Genomic DNA, 13525 nt, shown 5'->3' with positions numbered 1-13525 from the left:
CCCGGTCTCATCTGCTGTTAGAGTCACACCGGCGAAGGAGGCTCTGTGAGACTCCCCGTCGTATATGGACCTGATTCCGGCCCCACAGCGGCCATGTGTTTGCCAGTCGCGCAGGAGGAATGGTGCTGACCGCGTTCGCTCGGGCTTTCCGTACGCCTGACCTGCGTAAGAAAATATTCTTCACGCTGATGATCGTTGTGGTGTTCCGGATCGGTTCCCTGCTTCCGTCGCCGGGCGTGAACACCAAGGTGCTCGCCGACACGGCCAAGGAGGCCAAGGATCAGAGCCAGCTCTACGGGCTGGTCGATCTGTTCAGCGGCGGCGCACTGCTGAAGCTGTCGGTGTTCGCGCTGGGGATCATGCCCTACATCACCGCGAGCATCATCCTCCAGCTGCTGACGGTGGTGATCCCGCGCCTGGAGGCCCTCAAGAAGGAGGGCCAGGCGGGCACGACGAAGATCACCCAGTACACGCGCTACCTGACGATCGGCCTGGCGATCCTGCAGGCCACCGGCATCGTGGCCATGGCCAGCACGGGGCAGCTCTTCCAGGGCGTGTCCGGTGGCGACCAGGTGCTGCACAACACCGACGTCTTCACGATCGTGACGATCGTGATCGTCATGGTGGCCGGCACCTCGGTGATCATGTGGCTGGGCGAGCTGATCACCGATCGCGGCATCGGCAACGGCATGTCGATCCTGATCTTCACCCAGGTGGTCGCGGTCTTCCCCGGCCAGTTCTGGGGCATCTTCAAGGCCAAGGGCGGCTTCGTCTTCACCGTGGTCATGATCGTCGGTCTGGCGATCATGGCGGGTGTCGTCTTCGTCGAGCAGGCCCAGCGGCGCATCCCGGTGCAGTACGCCAAGCGCATGGTGGGACGCCGCATGTACGGCGGCACCTCGACCTACATCCCGCTGAAGGTCAACCAGGCGGGCATCATCCCGGTCATCTTCGCCTCGTCGCTGCTCTACCTGCCGGTGCTCGCGACCCAGCTGTGGCCCAACACCAAATGGCTCCAGAAGGCGCAGCCCTACCTGCAGCAGGACAACGCCTGGCACATGGGCGTCTTCTTCGCCTTCATCATCTTCTTCACCTACTTCTATGTGGCGATCACCTTCAACCCCACCGAAGTCGCCGACAACATGAAGAAGTATGGTGGGTTCATCCCAGGTATCCGTCCGGGACGGCCCACCGCCGAGTACCTCGACTACGTGCTGACGCGGATCACCACACCCGGCGCCCTTTACCTGGGGCTCGTCGCGCTGATCCCGATGGTGGCGTTCGCGATGCTGGACGCGACCAACGAGTTCCCCTTCGGCGGTACGAGCATCCTCATCGTCGTCGGCGTCGGACTGGATACCGTGAAGCAGATCGAATCCCAGCTTCAGCAGCGCAACTACGAGGGCTTCCTGCGGTAGTGCGTATCGTGCTGGTGGGCCCCCCGGGAGCGGGCAAGGGGACACAGGCCCAGTTCATCGCATCGCATCTGTCCATCCCGAAGATATCGACAGGTGACATCTTCCGCGCGAACGTGAGCGGCGGTACCGAGCTCGGCCGACAGGCCAAGGAGTACATGGACCGCGGCGACCTCGTCCCCGACGAGGTCACGATCGCGATGGTGCGCGACAGGCTCGGGGAGGACGACGCCCAGGACGGTTTCCTGCTGGACGGCTTCCCGCGCAACGTGCCCCAGGCCGAGACGCTGAAGAAGATCCTGCTGGACCTCGACACCCGGCTCGACATGGTCCTCGAACTCGTCGTCGACGAGGACGAGGTCGTCCGCCGGCTGTCGGGCCGCCGCACCTGCGACAAGTGCGGGCGGATCTGGCATGTCGACTTCGACGACAAGCGCGACGACATCTGCGACGACTGCGGCGGCCATCTCTTCCAGCGCGACGACGACAAGGAAGAGGTCGTCCGCCACCGTCTTGAGGTCTACCAGGAACAAACCGCGCCGCTGGTGCAGTTCTATGCGGACGAGGACATCCTGGTCGGCATCGACGCGACCGGCCCGGTCGAAGAGGTCACCAACCGAGCGCTCGCGGCACTGCGCCCGCTGGAGAAGTAGAGGTCGGCGCCCTGGTGGGCGCCGCCTCAGGCGTTCCCCCGCGGCCCGACGATGGGGGAGATGAAGACAATGTTCAAACGCCGGCGTCCGGCCATCCAGGTGAAGACGGCCGAGCAGATCGAGCTGATGCGGGCCGCGGGCCTGCTGGTCGGCGAGACGCTCGCGCTGCTGCGCGAGGCGGTCAAGCCCGGGATCACCACGCACGACCTCGACGTGATCGCCGAGCGGAACATCCGCGACAACGGCGGCGTGCCCTCGTTCAAGGGCTACCACGGCTTCCCGGCGACGATCTGCGCCTCGGTGAACGAGGAGATCGTCCACGGCATCCCGAACTCCCGCAAGGAACTGCGCGACGGCGACGTCATCTCCATCGACTGCGGCGCGATCGTCGCGGGCTGGCACGGGGACGCGGCGATCACCGTCCCGGTCGGCGAGATCTCCCCGGAACTGGCGCGCCTGCTGGAAATCACTGAGACGTCCCTGTGGCACGGTCTGCGGGCCGGAACGGCCGGGGCCAGGCTCACCGACATGTCGCACGCGATCGAGTCGTACGTCCGCTCTCAGGGCCGCTACGGCATCGTTGAGGGCTATGGCGGGCACGGCATCGGGACCGAGATGCACATGGACCCGCTGATCCCCAACCACGGCGAGCCCGGGCACGGCCCGGAGCTGGAGGTCGGGATGTGCTTCGCGGTCGAGCCGATGGTCAACCTCGGCACCAAGGAGACCGCCGAGCTGGACGACGGCTGGACGGTGATCACCACCGACGGCCGCCCGTCGGCGCATTTCGAACACACCTTCGCGGTCACCGAGAACGGCCCCCGTGTGCTCACGGCCCTTGACGAGGGCCGGGAGTGGTTCGCCAAGCTGGACTCCAAGACCACCTGACCCCTCGAAGGGGCTGGCATGCCGCCGAACCCTGACATCCGCGCTTCCGACGCCGACCGCGACCGCACCGCGGCGAGCCTGCGCGAGCACTGCGCGCAGGGCCGCATCACCATGGACGAGCTGCAGGAGCGGCTCGACGACACCTACAAGGCCCGCACCATCGGCGACCTCCTGGCGGTCACCGACGACCTGCCGGAGGAAGATCTCCACGAGCTGCCGGTCCCGGCCCGGACGTCCTATACGGGGGTCCCCGCCAAGCGGGAGCCCGGCGCGCTGGCCCGCACGGGCCCCCGCAGCATGTGGGCCGTCTGGGCCGCGGTGGGGGCCGTCAACATCGGGATATGGATGATCCTCGCCCTGGCCGGGAACGTGGTCTACCCCTGGTGGATCTGGGTCATCGGCCCGTGGGGCGTGCTGCTCGCGGCGGGTTCGGCCTTCGGGCCCCGCAAGCGCTGATCGCCCGGCGGCTTCTCGACTCGCCCGGCGGCTACTCGACGTCCATCAACGGGCGGTAGCTGCCCGTCGGGACGAAATGCGTCGTGGCCGAGCCCGACTCGTCCACCAGGTGGACGGCGAAGCCCGCGGGCTCACCCGTCACGGCCGCCCTCCCGGGGCGCGTGAGGTCCAGGAACAGTTGCCGGTAGGTGCTCGGGCAGGTCGTGCAGACCGTCCGGCCCAGCGATCCCACCGAGCCCCGGTGGACGTGCCCGCTCATCACCCGCACCACCTGGGGGTGCCGGGACAGGACCTCCCCGAAGGTCTCCGGCTGGGTGAAGCGCATGTCGTCGATGAAGCGGATCCCGATCTGGTACGGCGGATGGTGGGTCGCCACCACCGTCGGGACGTCGGGCGCGGCGGCGAGCGTCTCGTCCAGCCAGGCCAGGCGCTCGGCGTCCATCGAGCCGTGCGGCCGGCCCTCGACCTTGGTGTCGCAGCAGACCAGCCGGACCCCGTTGACGTCGACCGCGTACTGGATCGGCGCGTCGGGACGCGTCCCCGTCGCCCACACCGGCGGATGGTCCTTGAACGCCTCGCGCAGGGCGTCGCGGTCGTCGTGGTTGCCCGGCATCGGGTAGACGGCCATCGGGAGCGGTGACAGCAGGGCGTGCAGCCGCGCGTACTCGCCGGGCAGCCCCCCGTCGGCCAGATCGCCGGTCAGCACCACCGCGTCGGGTCTGGCGGGCAGCGCCAGCAGGCTCGCCACCGCCGCCCGCAGGGCGCGTACGGGACCGGAGTCGTCGTCCACGGCGCCGTCATGCCCGGCGGTCAAATGGATGTCGCTCAGCTGCGCGATGATCGCCATCGATCCCTCCCCGTGGGTAAGCACATCACGATCCCGCGACACGAGCACAGCCGGGAGCCGCCGCGCCGGGGCGGAGTGCTGAGTCGATCTTTGCGTCCCGTTGACACGCTGTCGATCAACGGTGGGGAGAAGCAACTCAACAGGTTTCGGCAGACCTTCGGAGCCTATCGGGGGAGCGATGTACCCACAGTTGACCACGGCCCAGATACTCGCCTCGTCTCAGGTACCCACCTGGGGCACTCTCGCGTCCGCCGCCGTTGGTTTCGTCCTGGCGGTGGGAGCCTGCATCGCCCTCTGGTTCGGGCGCCGCCGCCAGGACGACTGACCCTTTCGCGCCTCTGGACGCCGGGTCAGGCGACGATCGGGATCACGGCTGAAAGGGCCGAGGTGACGTCTTCGGGGGCGGGGGCGACGTCGGGGACGACGTCGCGCAGGGCCAGCCAGCCGTTGATGGCCTGGGTGGTGGGGCGGGCCTCGCGGAGCTGGGGGTCGGAGATGTCGTACCAGGCCGCCACCTTGGACCAGCGCCAGAGGCGGTGACCGGCGCTCGACAGCTCCGAGGACGGGAAGCTGCTGGGCCCCCGGCCGCCGGTGACCGCCATCCGGACCGAGCCCACCGAGCGGCCGGTGCGCTCGGCGATGTCGCGGATGGTGAGCAGCGGGTCGGCTTCCACGCGCTGCACGCGCAGCCCCGGTGCGCTGTCCTCGATGTAGGCGACCACGTCCATGATCGAGGCGGCGAGGGTACGGCCGGGCCAGGAGCACGAGGCGTTGCCGGGACGCTCGGCGTGCTGGGGCTCGGTGATGATCGAGACCGTCACGGCGCCGTGGGTCCGGTCGAACAGCGGATCCAGCTCCTCCTCGTAGAGAGGACGGCTCAGGATCAGCGCGAAGTCATAGCTCGGCATGCTGATCCTCCTTGGACGTATCTCTTCTGAAAGGTACAACGCGTCGCGGCTGTATGCTTGGGTCGGGAGCAGTCTCCGGAGCCGGATCATGCGACAATTTCGCATTCGGTGCCTCGGTGACGTAGACTCCTATGTCGGTCCGTAGTAGGCCGCCCAAACCCTGTTCTCGCGCTCCGGCGTCGTGGCATGGGTGCGGCCGAAACCCCCCTCGGGGCTCGCGGACCGAGTCCAATGAGCCGATCAGTGAAGCGCGGAGGACATGCCCAAGAAGGAAGGCGCCATCGAGATCGAGGGCACCGTCATCGAGTCTCTGCCGAACGCCATGTTCCGGGTGGAGCTCGACAACGGGCACAAGGTGCTCGCCCACATCAGCGGCAAGATGCGGATGCACTACATCCGGATCCTGCCGGACGACCGAGTCGTCGTGGAGTTGAGCCCCTACGACCTCACGCGTGGACGGATCGTCTACCGCTACAAGTAGCCCCACTGGGGTTGCCTTCCCTGCGCCTGGCAGTGCAGGGGTGACCCTTGTTTAAGGAGACCCAGTGAAGGTCAAGCCGAGCGTCAAGAAGATCTGCCAAAAGTGCCGCGTCATTCGCCGGCACGGCCGGGTCATGGTCATCTGCTCCGACCCGCGCCACAAGCAGCGTCAGGGCTGACGCCCGACGCGCCGTCCTCCGGGCCGGCGCACAACTGAAGACGCATCGCAAACCTGAGCACGGTCGCCGTACGTCTGGTCCGGAAGCGAGAGCTTCTTGATCGGGTCGTACGGCACGGTCGTGTGAGGGAAACCCTCGGACGGAGGCCGAGGCCGCCACCCGGGCAGGGTGTGTGCGGGCTGCGATGCGCCAATACCTCCGCAGAAGAAGGGACTGCCCAAGATGGCACGCCTCCTCGGCGTTGATCTCCCGCGCGACAAGCGCGTGGAGATCGCTCTCACCTACATCTTCGGCATCGGCCGGACCCGTGCTCAGGAGACCCTGAAGGGCACTGAGATCAGCCCGGACCTGCGCGTCCACCAGCTCGGCGACGAAGAGCTGGTCAAGCTGCGCGACTGGCTCGAGACGAACTACAAGATCGAGGGTGACCTCCGCCGCGAGATCCAGGCGGACATTCGTCGCAAGATCGAGATCCAGTGCTACCAGGGCATCCGGCACCGTCGCGGTCTGCCCGTCCACGGTCAGCGCACGCAGACCAACGCGCGCACGCGCAAGGGCAAGAAGAAGACCGTGGCCGGCAAGAAGAAGGCCGGCAAGAAGTAGTCCGCACGGACGAGTTCGGTCCGTCCGGATCGATGACCTCACGAGTAGAGAGAGCAGATGCCTCCTAAGAGCCGGGTCGGCGCCAAGAAGGTGCGCCGCAAGGAAAAGAAGAACGTCGCTCATGGGCACGCCCACATCAAGAGCACGTTCAACAACACGATCGTCTCGATCACCGACCCCAACGGGAACGTGATCTCCTGGGCCTCCTCCGGCCACGTGGGCTTCAAGGGCTCGCGCAAGTCGACGCCGTACGCCGCCCAGCAGGCGGCCGAGTCCGCCGCGCGGCGCGCGATGGAGCACGGCATGCGCAAGGTCGACGTCTTCGTGAAGGGCCCGGGTTCGGGCCGCGAGACCGCCATCCGCTCGCTTCAGGCGACCGGCCTCGAGGTGGGCTCGATCCAGGACGTCACGCCCGTCCCGCACAACGGCTGCCGCCCGCCCAAGCGTCGCAGGGTCTGATCGTCATGAGCAATCTGGAATTTGCCCAGGGCGGCACCGCCCGCCGCAGCGCTCGCCAGAAGTGCCGTCGGGTCTGAGGCAGGGGGAGACTAAACAATGGCTCGTTACACCGGTGCGGACTGCAAGCTCTGCCGCCGCGAGAAGATGAAGCTGTTCCTCAAGGGCAGCAAGTGCATGGGTCCCAAGTGCCCGATCGAGATCCGTCCCTACCCTCCGGGTGAGCACGGTCGCGGTCGTCCCAAGGAGACCGAGTACCTCCTCCAGCTTCGCGAGAAGCAGAAGGCCAAGCGCATCTACGGCGTGCTGGAGAAGCAGTTCAGCAACTACTACGTCGAGGCCAACCGCCAGGGCGGCAAGACGGGTGAGAACCTGCTCACCCTGCTCGAGCGCCGCCTCGACAACGTGGTCTACCGCGCGGGCTTCGCCAAGTCGCGTGACATGGCCCGTCAGCTGATCCGCCACGGCCACATCAAGGTCAACGGCAAGAAGGTCAACATCCCCTCCTTCCTGGTGAAGGAGTCCGACATCGTCGAGGTCAAGGCGAAGTCGCTGGAGATGACGCCCTTCCAGGTCGCCAAGGCCGAGATCGGCGAGACCACCGTCCCCGCCTGGATCGGCGTGGACGGCGAGAAGATGCGGATCTTCGTCCACTCGCTGCCCGTCCGGCAGCAGATCGACGCTCCCGTCCAGGAGCAGCTGATCGTCGAGCTCTACTCCAAGTAGGGCTCACCTGGTCGCCCGGATCCACCGGCACATTCCGTTCCGGTGGATCGGGGCGATAATGGGAAGAACAGAGAACGCGGTCGTCAAATAGCGGGCACCGCGGAAAGAAGGTTCATCCAATGCTCATCGCTCAGCGTCCCACCCTCACCGAGGAGCAGGTCGACGAGTACCGGTCGCGGTTCACCATCGAGCCGCTGGAGCCGGGCTTCGGCTACACGATCGGCAACTCGCTGCGTCGTACCCTGCTCTCCTCGATCCCCGGTGCAGCCGTCACCAGCATCCGGATCGAGGGCGTGCTGCACGAGTTCTCCACCGTCCCGGGGGTCAAGGAGGATGTCACCGACATCATCCTGAACCTCAAGGAGCTCGTCGTCTCCTCCGAGCACGACGAGCCCGTGGTGATGTACCTGCGCAAGCAGGGCCCGGGCGAGGTGACCGCCGCCGACATCGCGCCGCCGGCGGGCGTCGAGGTGCACAACCCCGACCTGCACATCGCCACGCTCAACAACAAGGCCAAGCTGGAGATGGAGCTGACGGTCGAGCGCGGCCGCGGCTACGTCTCGGCCGCCCAGAACAAGCAGCCGGGCCAGGAGATCGGGCGCATTCCGATCGACTCGATCTACTCGCCCGTCCTCAAGGTCACCTACAAGGTCGAGGCGACCCGAGTCGAGCAGCGCACCGACTTCGACCGTCTCATCCTGGACGTCGAGACCAAGCAGGCGATGCTGCCGCGCGACGCGGTCGCCTCCGCCGGCAAGACCCTCGTCGAGCTGTTCGGGCTGGCCCGGGAGCTCAACGTCGAGGCCGAGGGCATCGACATGGGCCCGTCCCCCACGGACGCCGCGCTCGCCGCGGACCTGGCCCTGCCGATCGAGGAGCTCAACCTCACGGTGCGCTCCTACAACTGCCTCAAGCGCGAGGGAATCCACTCTGTGGGCGAGCTGGTCGCCCGCAGCGAGCAGGACCTCTTGGATATAAGGAATTTCGGCGCCAAGTCGATCGAAGAGGTCAAGCAGAAGCTCAACGACATGGGCCTCTCGCTGAAGGACTCCCCGCCCGGGTTCGACCCGAGCGCGGCCGCCGACAACTACGGCGACGACGACACCAGCTACGCCGAGACCGAGCAGTACTGACGGTCTCACCCTCCCCGGGGCCGAACCGCGGCCCCGGGGACCACCCCTGATCTTGGGGTACAGGGGCTGTGCCCCTGAATGATTCGGCTGACGCCGGTACCTGACACGGCCGGCGCAGGAAGGAAGAACCATGCCTCAGCCCACCAAGGGCGCCCGCCTCGGCGGCAGCGCCGCGCACCAGCGGCTCATCCTGGCCAACCTGGCCACGGCGCTGTTCGAGCACGGACGCATCACCACCACCGAGGCCAAGGCCCGGCGGGTGCGTCCGCTGGCGGAGAAGTTGATCACCAAGGCCAAGAAGGGCGACCTGCACAACCGTCGCCTGGTGGCCAAGACGGTCCGCGACAAGAGCGTTCTGCACGAGCTCTTCACCGAGATCGCGCCGAAGTTCGAGAACCGTCCCGGTGGTTACACCCGCATCACCAAGATCGGGCCGCGCAAGGGCGACAACGCCCCGATGGCCGTGATCGAGCTCGTCCAGGAGCAGCTCTCGGCCTCCACGGGCAAGGCCGCGGCCGCCGCCCCGGTCGAGGACGTCCAGCTCACCAAGGACGACGCCGCCGAAGAGAGCACCGAGGCCAAGGCCGACGACACCGTCGAGGCCAAGACCGAGGAGCAGGACGACACCAAGTAGGTCGTCCAGGCTCGACAAGATCGAGGGCCCGCCGTTCCCCTACGGGACGGCGGGCCCGATCTTTGCCACACTGAAGGCATGGTCAGGTCAGCACAGGGGAGCGAGTACAGCGTGTGCCCGACGAACGGGGCAGTACGGACGATCAACCGACAAGGACACCCCGGCTGACATGACCGCATTGGTACGACTCCGGCTCGACATCGGTTACGACGGGTCGGACTTCGCGGGGTGGGCTCGCCAGCCGAACCAGCGGACCGTCCAGGGCGTCATCGAGGACGCCCTCGCCCGCCTGCTGCGCCTCGACCCCCCGCCCATGCTCACGGTGGCGGGACGCACCGACGCCGGCGTCCACGCGCGCGGGCAGGTCGCGCACGTCGTCCTGCCGGTCGCGGCCTACTCGGCGATCAACGGCACGATGCCGCGCCGGCTGGCGGGGCTGCTGCCGCCGGACGTCCGCGTCCGCCGGGTCACGCCCGCGCCCGAAGGCTTCGACGCGCGCTTCTCGGCCCTGTCACGCCGGTACGCCTACCGCGTCTGCGACGACCCGGTCGGCGCCGACCCGCTGCTGCGCAACCACGTCCTGCTGCATCCGCGCCCGGTCAACCTCGACCGCATGAACGAGGCCAGCGCGCTGCTGGTCGGCGAGCACGACTTCGCGGCCTACTGCCGCAAGCGCGAGGGCGCCACCACCATCCGCGAGCTGCTCCGCTTCGCCTGGAGCCGCGAGGACCGCTACCTCGCCGTCGCCACCGTCGAGGCCGACGCGTTCTGCCACTCGATGGTCCGCGCCCTGGTCGGCGCCATGCTCATGGTCGGCGACGGCCGCCGCGAACCCGAGTGGCCCTCGGAGGTCCTGGCCGCCCGCGTCCGCGACTCCGCCGTCAACGTCGCCCCCGCCCACGGCCTCACCCTCGAAGAGATCCGCTACCCGGACGACGACGCCCTGGCCAGCCGAGCCCAGGAAACCCGCCGCGTCCGCACCCTGAACGCCACAGCCGCCGCCCCGACCTCCCCAGACGCCTGACCCACCGACCTCGAAGGGGAATGTGCGGTGGCCGGGTTGGCGGCGGGCATTGACGCGGCGCCGGTCCGACGCGGATCGGGGCGTCGCGTGCTTCGGTCCTGGCCGATGCGTGGTCGTGGCTGGGTAGGGGCGGGACGCGATGAGCCTTGAGGGCGCGGGGATGATCGGGGTTCCCGGCGGGACGATCGTCCTGCGGGACGAGGGGACGCGGCGTGAATGGGAGGTCGAGGTTCCGGACTTCCATCTGGCGGTCTGGCCCGTCACCCGTGAGCTTTACGGGGGCGAGGCGGGCGTGCGGGTCCCGGTGACCGAGGTCTCGTGGCTGGACGCCGTGCGGTTCTGCAATCGGCTCTCGGAGGCATCGGGGTTCGGGCCCTGCTACACGATGGGCACGGACCCCGAGGGGCTGGACGTGGTCTGCGACTGGGAGGCCGACGGCTACCGGCTCCCTTCGGAGGCCGAGTGGGAGTACGCGTGCCGGGCCGGGACGTCCGGCGTCCGCTACGGCGAGCTGGACGAGATCGCGTGGCATCGGGGCAACTCGGGCGGCGAGGTGCGCGAGGTCGGGGGCAGGACGGCCAACGCCTGGGGCTTCCACGACATGATCGGCAACGTGTGGGAATGGTGCTGGGACCTCTTCGATCCCCGCGTCTACGGCGCCTACCGCGTTTTTCGCGGGGGCGGCGCCCACGATCTGCCCCGGGGATGCCGGGCGTCCTGCCGACGCAAGAGCCACCCGACCGTGCGCATCGAAGACCTGGGGTTCAGGCTCGCCCGATCGGGGTGAGCGGTCAGCCTCCCTTGGCGCGGCCCTCGATGGGACGGGCGGCCTGGGCGAGGAACTGCTCGGCCACGCCCTTGAGGGTCTTGTCACCGGCCTTGGGCTGCTTGCCGTTGGCATAGGTGGCGTAGGAATAGACGATGTAGCGTCCGCGGACCGTGCTGAGCGCGTACCCGCCCGCCCGGTCGATGTTCTGCGTGCGCTGCCCCGCCATGCCGCGGAACCACTCGTACCTGACCGGGTCGCCGACCTTGCTCACCCGCAGCGCCACGCCCTTGTCGGGCATCACGGCGATGCCGGTCGTCACGGCGAGCTGCTTGCCTTCGTCGTAGTAGGTCACCCGGACCACGCTGCGGCAGCCCTCCCGCTTGAGCGTCTGGGCCATCACACCCCGGGCGGCCAGGGAGCAGCGGTGGTTGACCGACGTCCGGTCGCGGACGTAGTGGCGTCCGCCGAGGTCGAGCGCGGTGGACGGGAACGCCTCGTCCAGCGCCAGCGGCTGCTTGTCGGTCTTCTCGCTGGAGATGTCGACCGGAGGCGCGGGCGGCTTGACGCTGGGCATCGGGCTTGGCGCGCTGGCGCTGGGCGTGGGCGGCGTCCCCGCCGCCTGGCTGGCGTCCTCACTCTTGCCGCCCGACAGTGCGCCGGTGAGGGCGACGATCGCCGCGACCACGATGACGGCGGCGGCGACGGCACCCGCGATCAGCATCGTCCGTTTTCTCCCGCCGGACGCCGCCGGTCGAGGAGCCATCCTCACCTGCGCCGGAGGGATCGTGGGCGGCGTCCCGCCCGGCTGGTTCGGGGCGCCCGCGGGACGCGGGCCGAAAGGCAGGAAGGGAGGCGGCTCGCCGTCCGCCTGCGGCGGCACCACGGGGGACGGCCTGGTCTCGGCGGCCGCGGCCTCGGACTCGCGGGGCGGGGCGCCCGCGGTGTGGTAGATCGGCGTGACCGACGGCGGCACGGGCTCGTCCGGCTTCGGAGGCTCATTCGGGGGAAGCGGCTGCGCCTGCCGCGCGGGAATCACTCCGTCGGCGGGTGGCGTCACCCCAGCCGGAAGGATCGCGTCCGGAACAAGCACAGGAAGACGCGGCGCCTCGGTCTCAGCCGCCCCGGACTCCTGGACTTTCGTGTCCGCCTCAGACTTCGACTGCGGCATATTCGTCTCGGGCTTGGACGTCTGCGGCCCCGTCCCAGCGTCGGGCGTCGCCTGCGCCTCGGCCGCCTTGTGCCCGCTGTCGGACGCGGCCTGCGGTTCGGCTGTCTTGGCCTCGGGGGCCTGCGCGCTCGTCCCGCCACCGGGCGTGGCCTGCGGCTTGGCCTCCTGCGCGGGTGGCTGGGCGTTTGTCGCGGTGGTTGGCGTGGGCTGTGGTTCGGCGGGCTTTGCCCCGGGGGGCTGGGGCTTCGGCTTCGCCTCGGGAGTGGGTTTCGGCCCGCTGCGCTCGGGCTTGGGGGTGTCGTCGGTGATCACGGGGATGCCGTCCGGATCGGTGTCGGAGATGTCCGTGCGCGGACGCTGGACGATGGGCTCCGCCGGGACGGCGCCGCGCGTGTCGACGCGCGGGACCCCGATACCCGCGACCAGCGTGCCGGGCGACGGCACGGGAGCGGGGACGGTACCTGCGGGAGGCTCGGGAATCTCGTTCTTCGCGGGCTTGTCCTCGGCGGGTTCCGGCGTTGCGGGCGCGTCGTTGCCAGCGGCCACGGGCGGCTTGCCCGTGGGGGGCGGCGTCTGGAACGTGGGGACCCGCGGGCGCGCGAGTGGCGCATCGGCCTTCGTCTGCGCCGGTGTGGTGGCCTCGGGCTTGGTGTCGGCGGCCGCGGGCTGCTTGTCCGCCGGTGATTCTTGGGGCGCCGGGGCGGCGGGCTTCACAGGGGGCGTTTCGGGGTTCGCCTTGGCCGGTGTGGTGGCTTCGGGCTTGCTGGCGGCCACGGGCGGCTGGCTGGCCGGAGATGGCTGGGCGGCCGTGGGGGCGTTCGGCGGCGTGGGTGGTTCTTGGGGCGCCGCAGGCGCGGGGGGTGCTTCGGGTTGTGTCTGTGCCGGTGTGGTGGCCTCGGGCTTGTTGCTCGTGGCTGCGGGTGGCGGTGGGGGCTGCTGGGCGGGTTCCTCTGCGGGAGCCTCGGGAGGGTCGGCTGGGGTGGGGGTGCCGGGGGTGGCGGAGGCCCACCAGGGGGTTCGCAGGCCCATCGGAGGCAGGCGCAGGTCGTCCGAGGACGAGACCGTGGGCTCCGGCTCCTGGGGGGATCCGGACGCGGCCGAAGAGGCGGGGACGGGTTCCGTCCCCGCCCCTTCGGCGGACTCCCAGGTCTCTTTAGGTCCAGACATAGGCCAACAGGGTATTCAT

General features: G+C 68.9%; 17 protein-coding genes. 14 read left to right on the top strand and 3 right to left on the bottom strand.

The features are described 5' to 3' along the window. Nucleotides 1–122: 122 nt before the first annotated feature. The 4 genes from secY to ACQPY4_RS37405 all read left to right on the top strand — a co-directional run bounded on the left by secY (nucleotide 123) and on the right by ACQPY4_RS37405 (nucleotide 3412). Complete coding sequence (gene secY / locus ACQPY4_RS37420) at nucleotides 123–1418, top strand: preprotein translocase subunit SecY (protein ID WP_433339180.1); 1296 nt, start codon at nucleotides 123–125, stop codon at nucleotides 1416–1418. Further along, a complete protein-coding gene (locus ACQPY4_RS37415; RefSeq protein WP_433329344.1) occupies nucleotides 1418–2068 on the top strand; it encodes an adenylate kinase in 651 nt (216 codons plus the stop codon). The genes secY and ACQPY4_RS37415 overlap by 1 nt, the downstream gene beginning before the upstream one ends. A gap of 69 nt (nucleotides 2069–2137) precedes the next feature. Then, nucleotides 2138–2956 carry a type I methionyl aminopeptidase gene (gene map / locus ACQPY4_RS37410; RefSeq protein ID WP_433339178.1) on the top strand — a complete coding sequence of 273 codons (819 nt, stop codon included), beginning with the start codon at nucleotides 2138–2140 and terminating at the stop codon, nucleotides 2954–2956. 18 nt (nucleotides 2957–2974) lie between these two features. Continuing rightward, a complete protein-coding gene (locus ACQPY4_RS37405) occupies nucleotides 2975–3412 on the top strand; it encodes a DUF1707 domain-containing protein (protein ID WP_433329342.1) in 438 nt (145 codons plus the stop codon). Between the two features lie 31 nt (nucleotides 3413–3443). On the opposite strand, the gene ACQPY4_RS37400 is transcribed toward ACQPY4_RS37405, so the two are convergent. Then, the gene (locus ACQPY4_RS37400; protein ID WP_433329340.1) at nucleotides 3444–4259 is read right to left on the bottom strand and encodes a phosphodiesterase; all 816 of its coding nucleotides are present in this window, start codon (nucleotides 4257–4259) and stop codon (nucleotides 3444–3446) included. Nucleotides 4260–4437: 178 nt separating this feature from the next. Here ACQPY4_RS37400 and ACQPY4_RS37395 point away from each other — a divergent pair, with 178 nt between their 5' ends. Continuing rightward, complete coding sequence (locus tag ACQPY4_RS37395; protein WP_433329338.1) at nucleotides 4438–4584, top strand: EGFR-like transmembrane domain-containing protein; 147 nt, start codon at nucleotides 4438–4440, stop codon at nucleotides 4582–4584. Nucleotides 4585–4609: 25 nt separating this feature from the next. Here the strand turns inward: ACQPY4_RS37395 and ACQPY4_RS37390 are convergent, their stop codons facing one another. After that, the gene (locus ACQPY4_RS37390) at nucleotides 4610–5167 is read right to left on the bottom strand and encodes a hypothetical protein (protein ID WP_433329336.1); all 558 of its coding nucleotides are present in this window, start codon (nucleotides 5165–5167) and stop codon (nucleotides 4610–4612) included. Nucleotides 5168–5426: 259 nt separating this feature from the next. On the opposite strand from ACQPY4_RS37390, the gene infA reads away from it, so the two are divergent. The 9 genes from infA (at nucleotide 5427) to ACQPY4_RS37345 (ending at nucleotide 11189) form a co-directional block, all read left to right on the top strand. After that, entirely contained in the window at nucleotides 5427–5648 is a 222-nt protein-coding gene (infA, locus tag ACQPY4_RS37385; RefSeq protein WP_018657567.1) for a translation initiation factor IF-1, read from the top strand. Between the two features lie 64 nt (nucleotides 5649–5712). Then, entirely contained in the window at nucleotides 5713–5826 is a 114-nt protein-coding gene (gene rpmJ / locus ACQPY4_RS37380) for a 50S ribosomal protein L36 (protein WP_018657566.1), read from the top strand. A gap of 222 nt (nucleotides 5827–6048) precedes the next feature. After that, entirely contained in the window at nucleotides 6049–6429 is a 381-nt protein-coding gene (gene rpsM, locus ACQPY4_RS37375; RefSeq protein ID WP_433329334.1) for a 30S ribosomal protein S13, read from the top strand. A gap of 57 nt (nucleotides 6430–6486) precedes the next feature. Further along, nucleotides 6487–6888, top strand: a complete 402-nt coding sequence (gene rpsK / locus ACQPY4_RS37370) for a 30S ribosomal protein S11 (protein WP_344596409.1) — start codon at nucleotides 6487–6489, stop codon at nucleotides 6886–6888. Nucleotides 6889–6984: 96 nt separating this feature from the next. Then, a complete protein-coding gene (gene rpsD, locus ACQPY4_RS37365; protein WP_433329331.1) occupies nucleotides 6985–7611 on the top strand; it encodes a 30S ribosomal protein S4 in 627 nt (208 codons plus the stop codon). Between the two features lie 119 nt (nucleotides 7612–7730). Next, complete coding sequence (locus tag ACQPY4_RS37360; RefSeq protein WP_131944806.1) at nucleotides 7731–8744, top strand: DNA-directed RNA polymerase subunit alpha; 1014 nt, start codon at nucleotides 7731–7733, stop codon at nucleotides 8742–8744. Between the two features lie 130 nt (nucleotides 8745–8874). After that, the gene (gene rplQ, locus ACQPY4_RS37355) at nucleotides 8875–9378 is read left to right on the top strand and encodes a 50S ribosomal protein L17 (protein WP_433329329.1); all 504 of its coding nucleotides are present in this window, start codon (nucleotides 8875–8877) and stop codon (nucleotides 9376–9378) included. A 169-nt stretch (nucleotides 9379–9547) separates the two neighbouring features. Further along, on the top strand, nucleotides 9548–10402 hold the full coding sequence (gene truA, locus ACQPY4_RS37350) for a tRNA pseudouridine(38-40) synthase TruA (RefSeq protein WP_433329327.1): 855 nt from the start codon (nucleotides 9548–9550) through the stop codon (nucleotides 10400–10402). Nucleotides 10403–10541: 139 nt separating this feature from the next. Further along, nucleotides 10542–11189 (top strand): formylglycine-generating enzyme family protein, encoded by a 648-nt coding sequence (locus ACQPY4_RS37345; RefSeq protein ID WP_433329325.1) that lies wholly within the window; start codon nucleotides 10542–10544, stop codon nucleotides 11187–11189. Between the two features lie 4 nt (nucleotides 11190–11193). Here ACQPY4_RS37345 and ACQPY4_RS37340 read toward each other — a convergent pair whose 3' ends face one another. Continuing rightward, nucleotides 11194–13506 carry a hypothetical protein gene (locus ACQPY4_RS37340; protein ID WP_433329323.1) on the bottom strand — a complete coding sequence of 771 codons (2313 nt, stop codon included), beginning with the start codon at nucleotides 13504–13506 and terminating at the stop codon, nucleotides 11194–11196. Between the last annotated feature and the right edge of the window lie 19 nt (nucleotides 13507–13525).

This window comes from Spirillospora sp. CA-294931 (assembly GCF_050946795.1).
Classification (GTDB): domain Bacteria; phylum Actinomycetota; class Actinomycetes; order Streptosporangiales; family Streptosporangiaceae; genus Spirillospora.
Note: the sequence above shows the minus strand (reverse complement) of the source record. Positions and strands in the feature narration are given on the sequence as shown.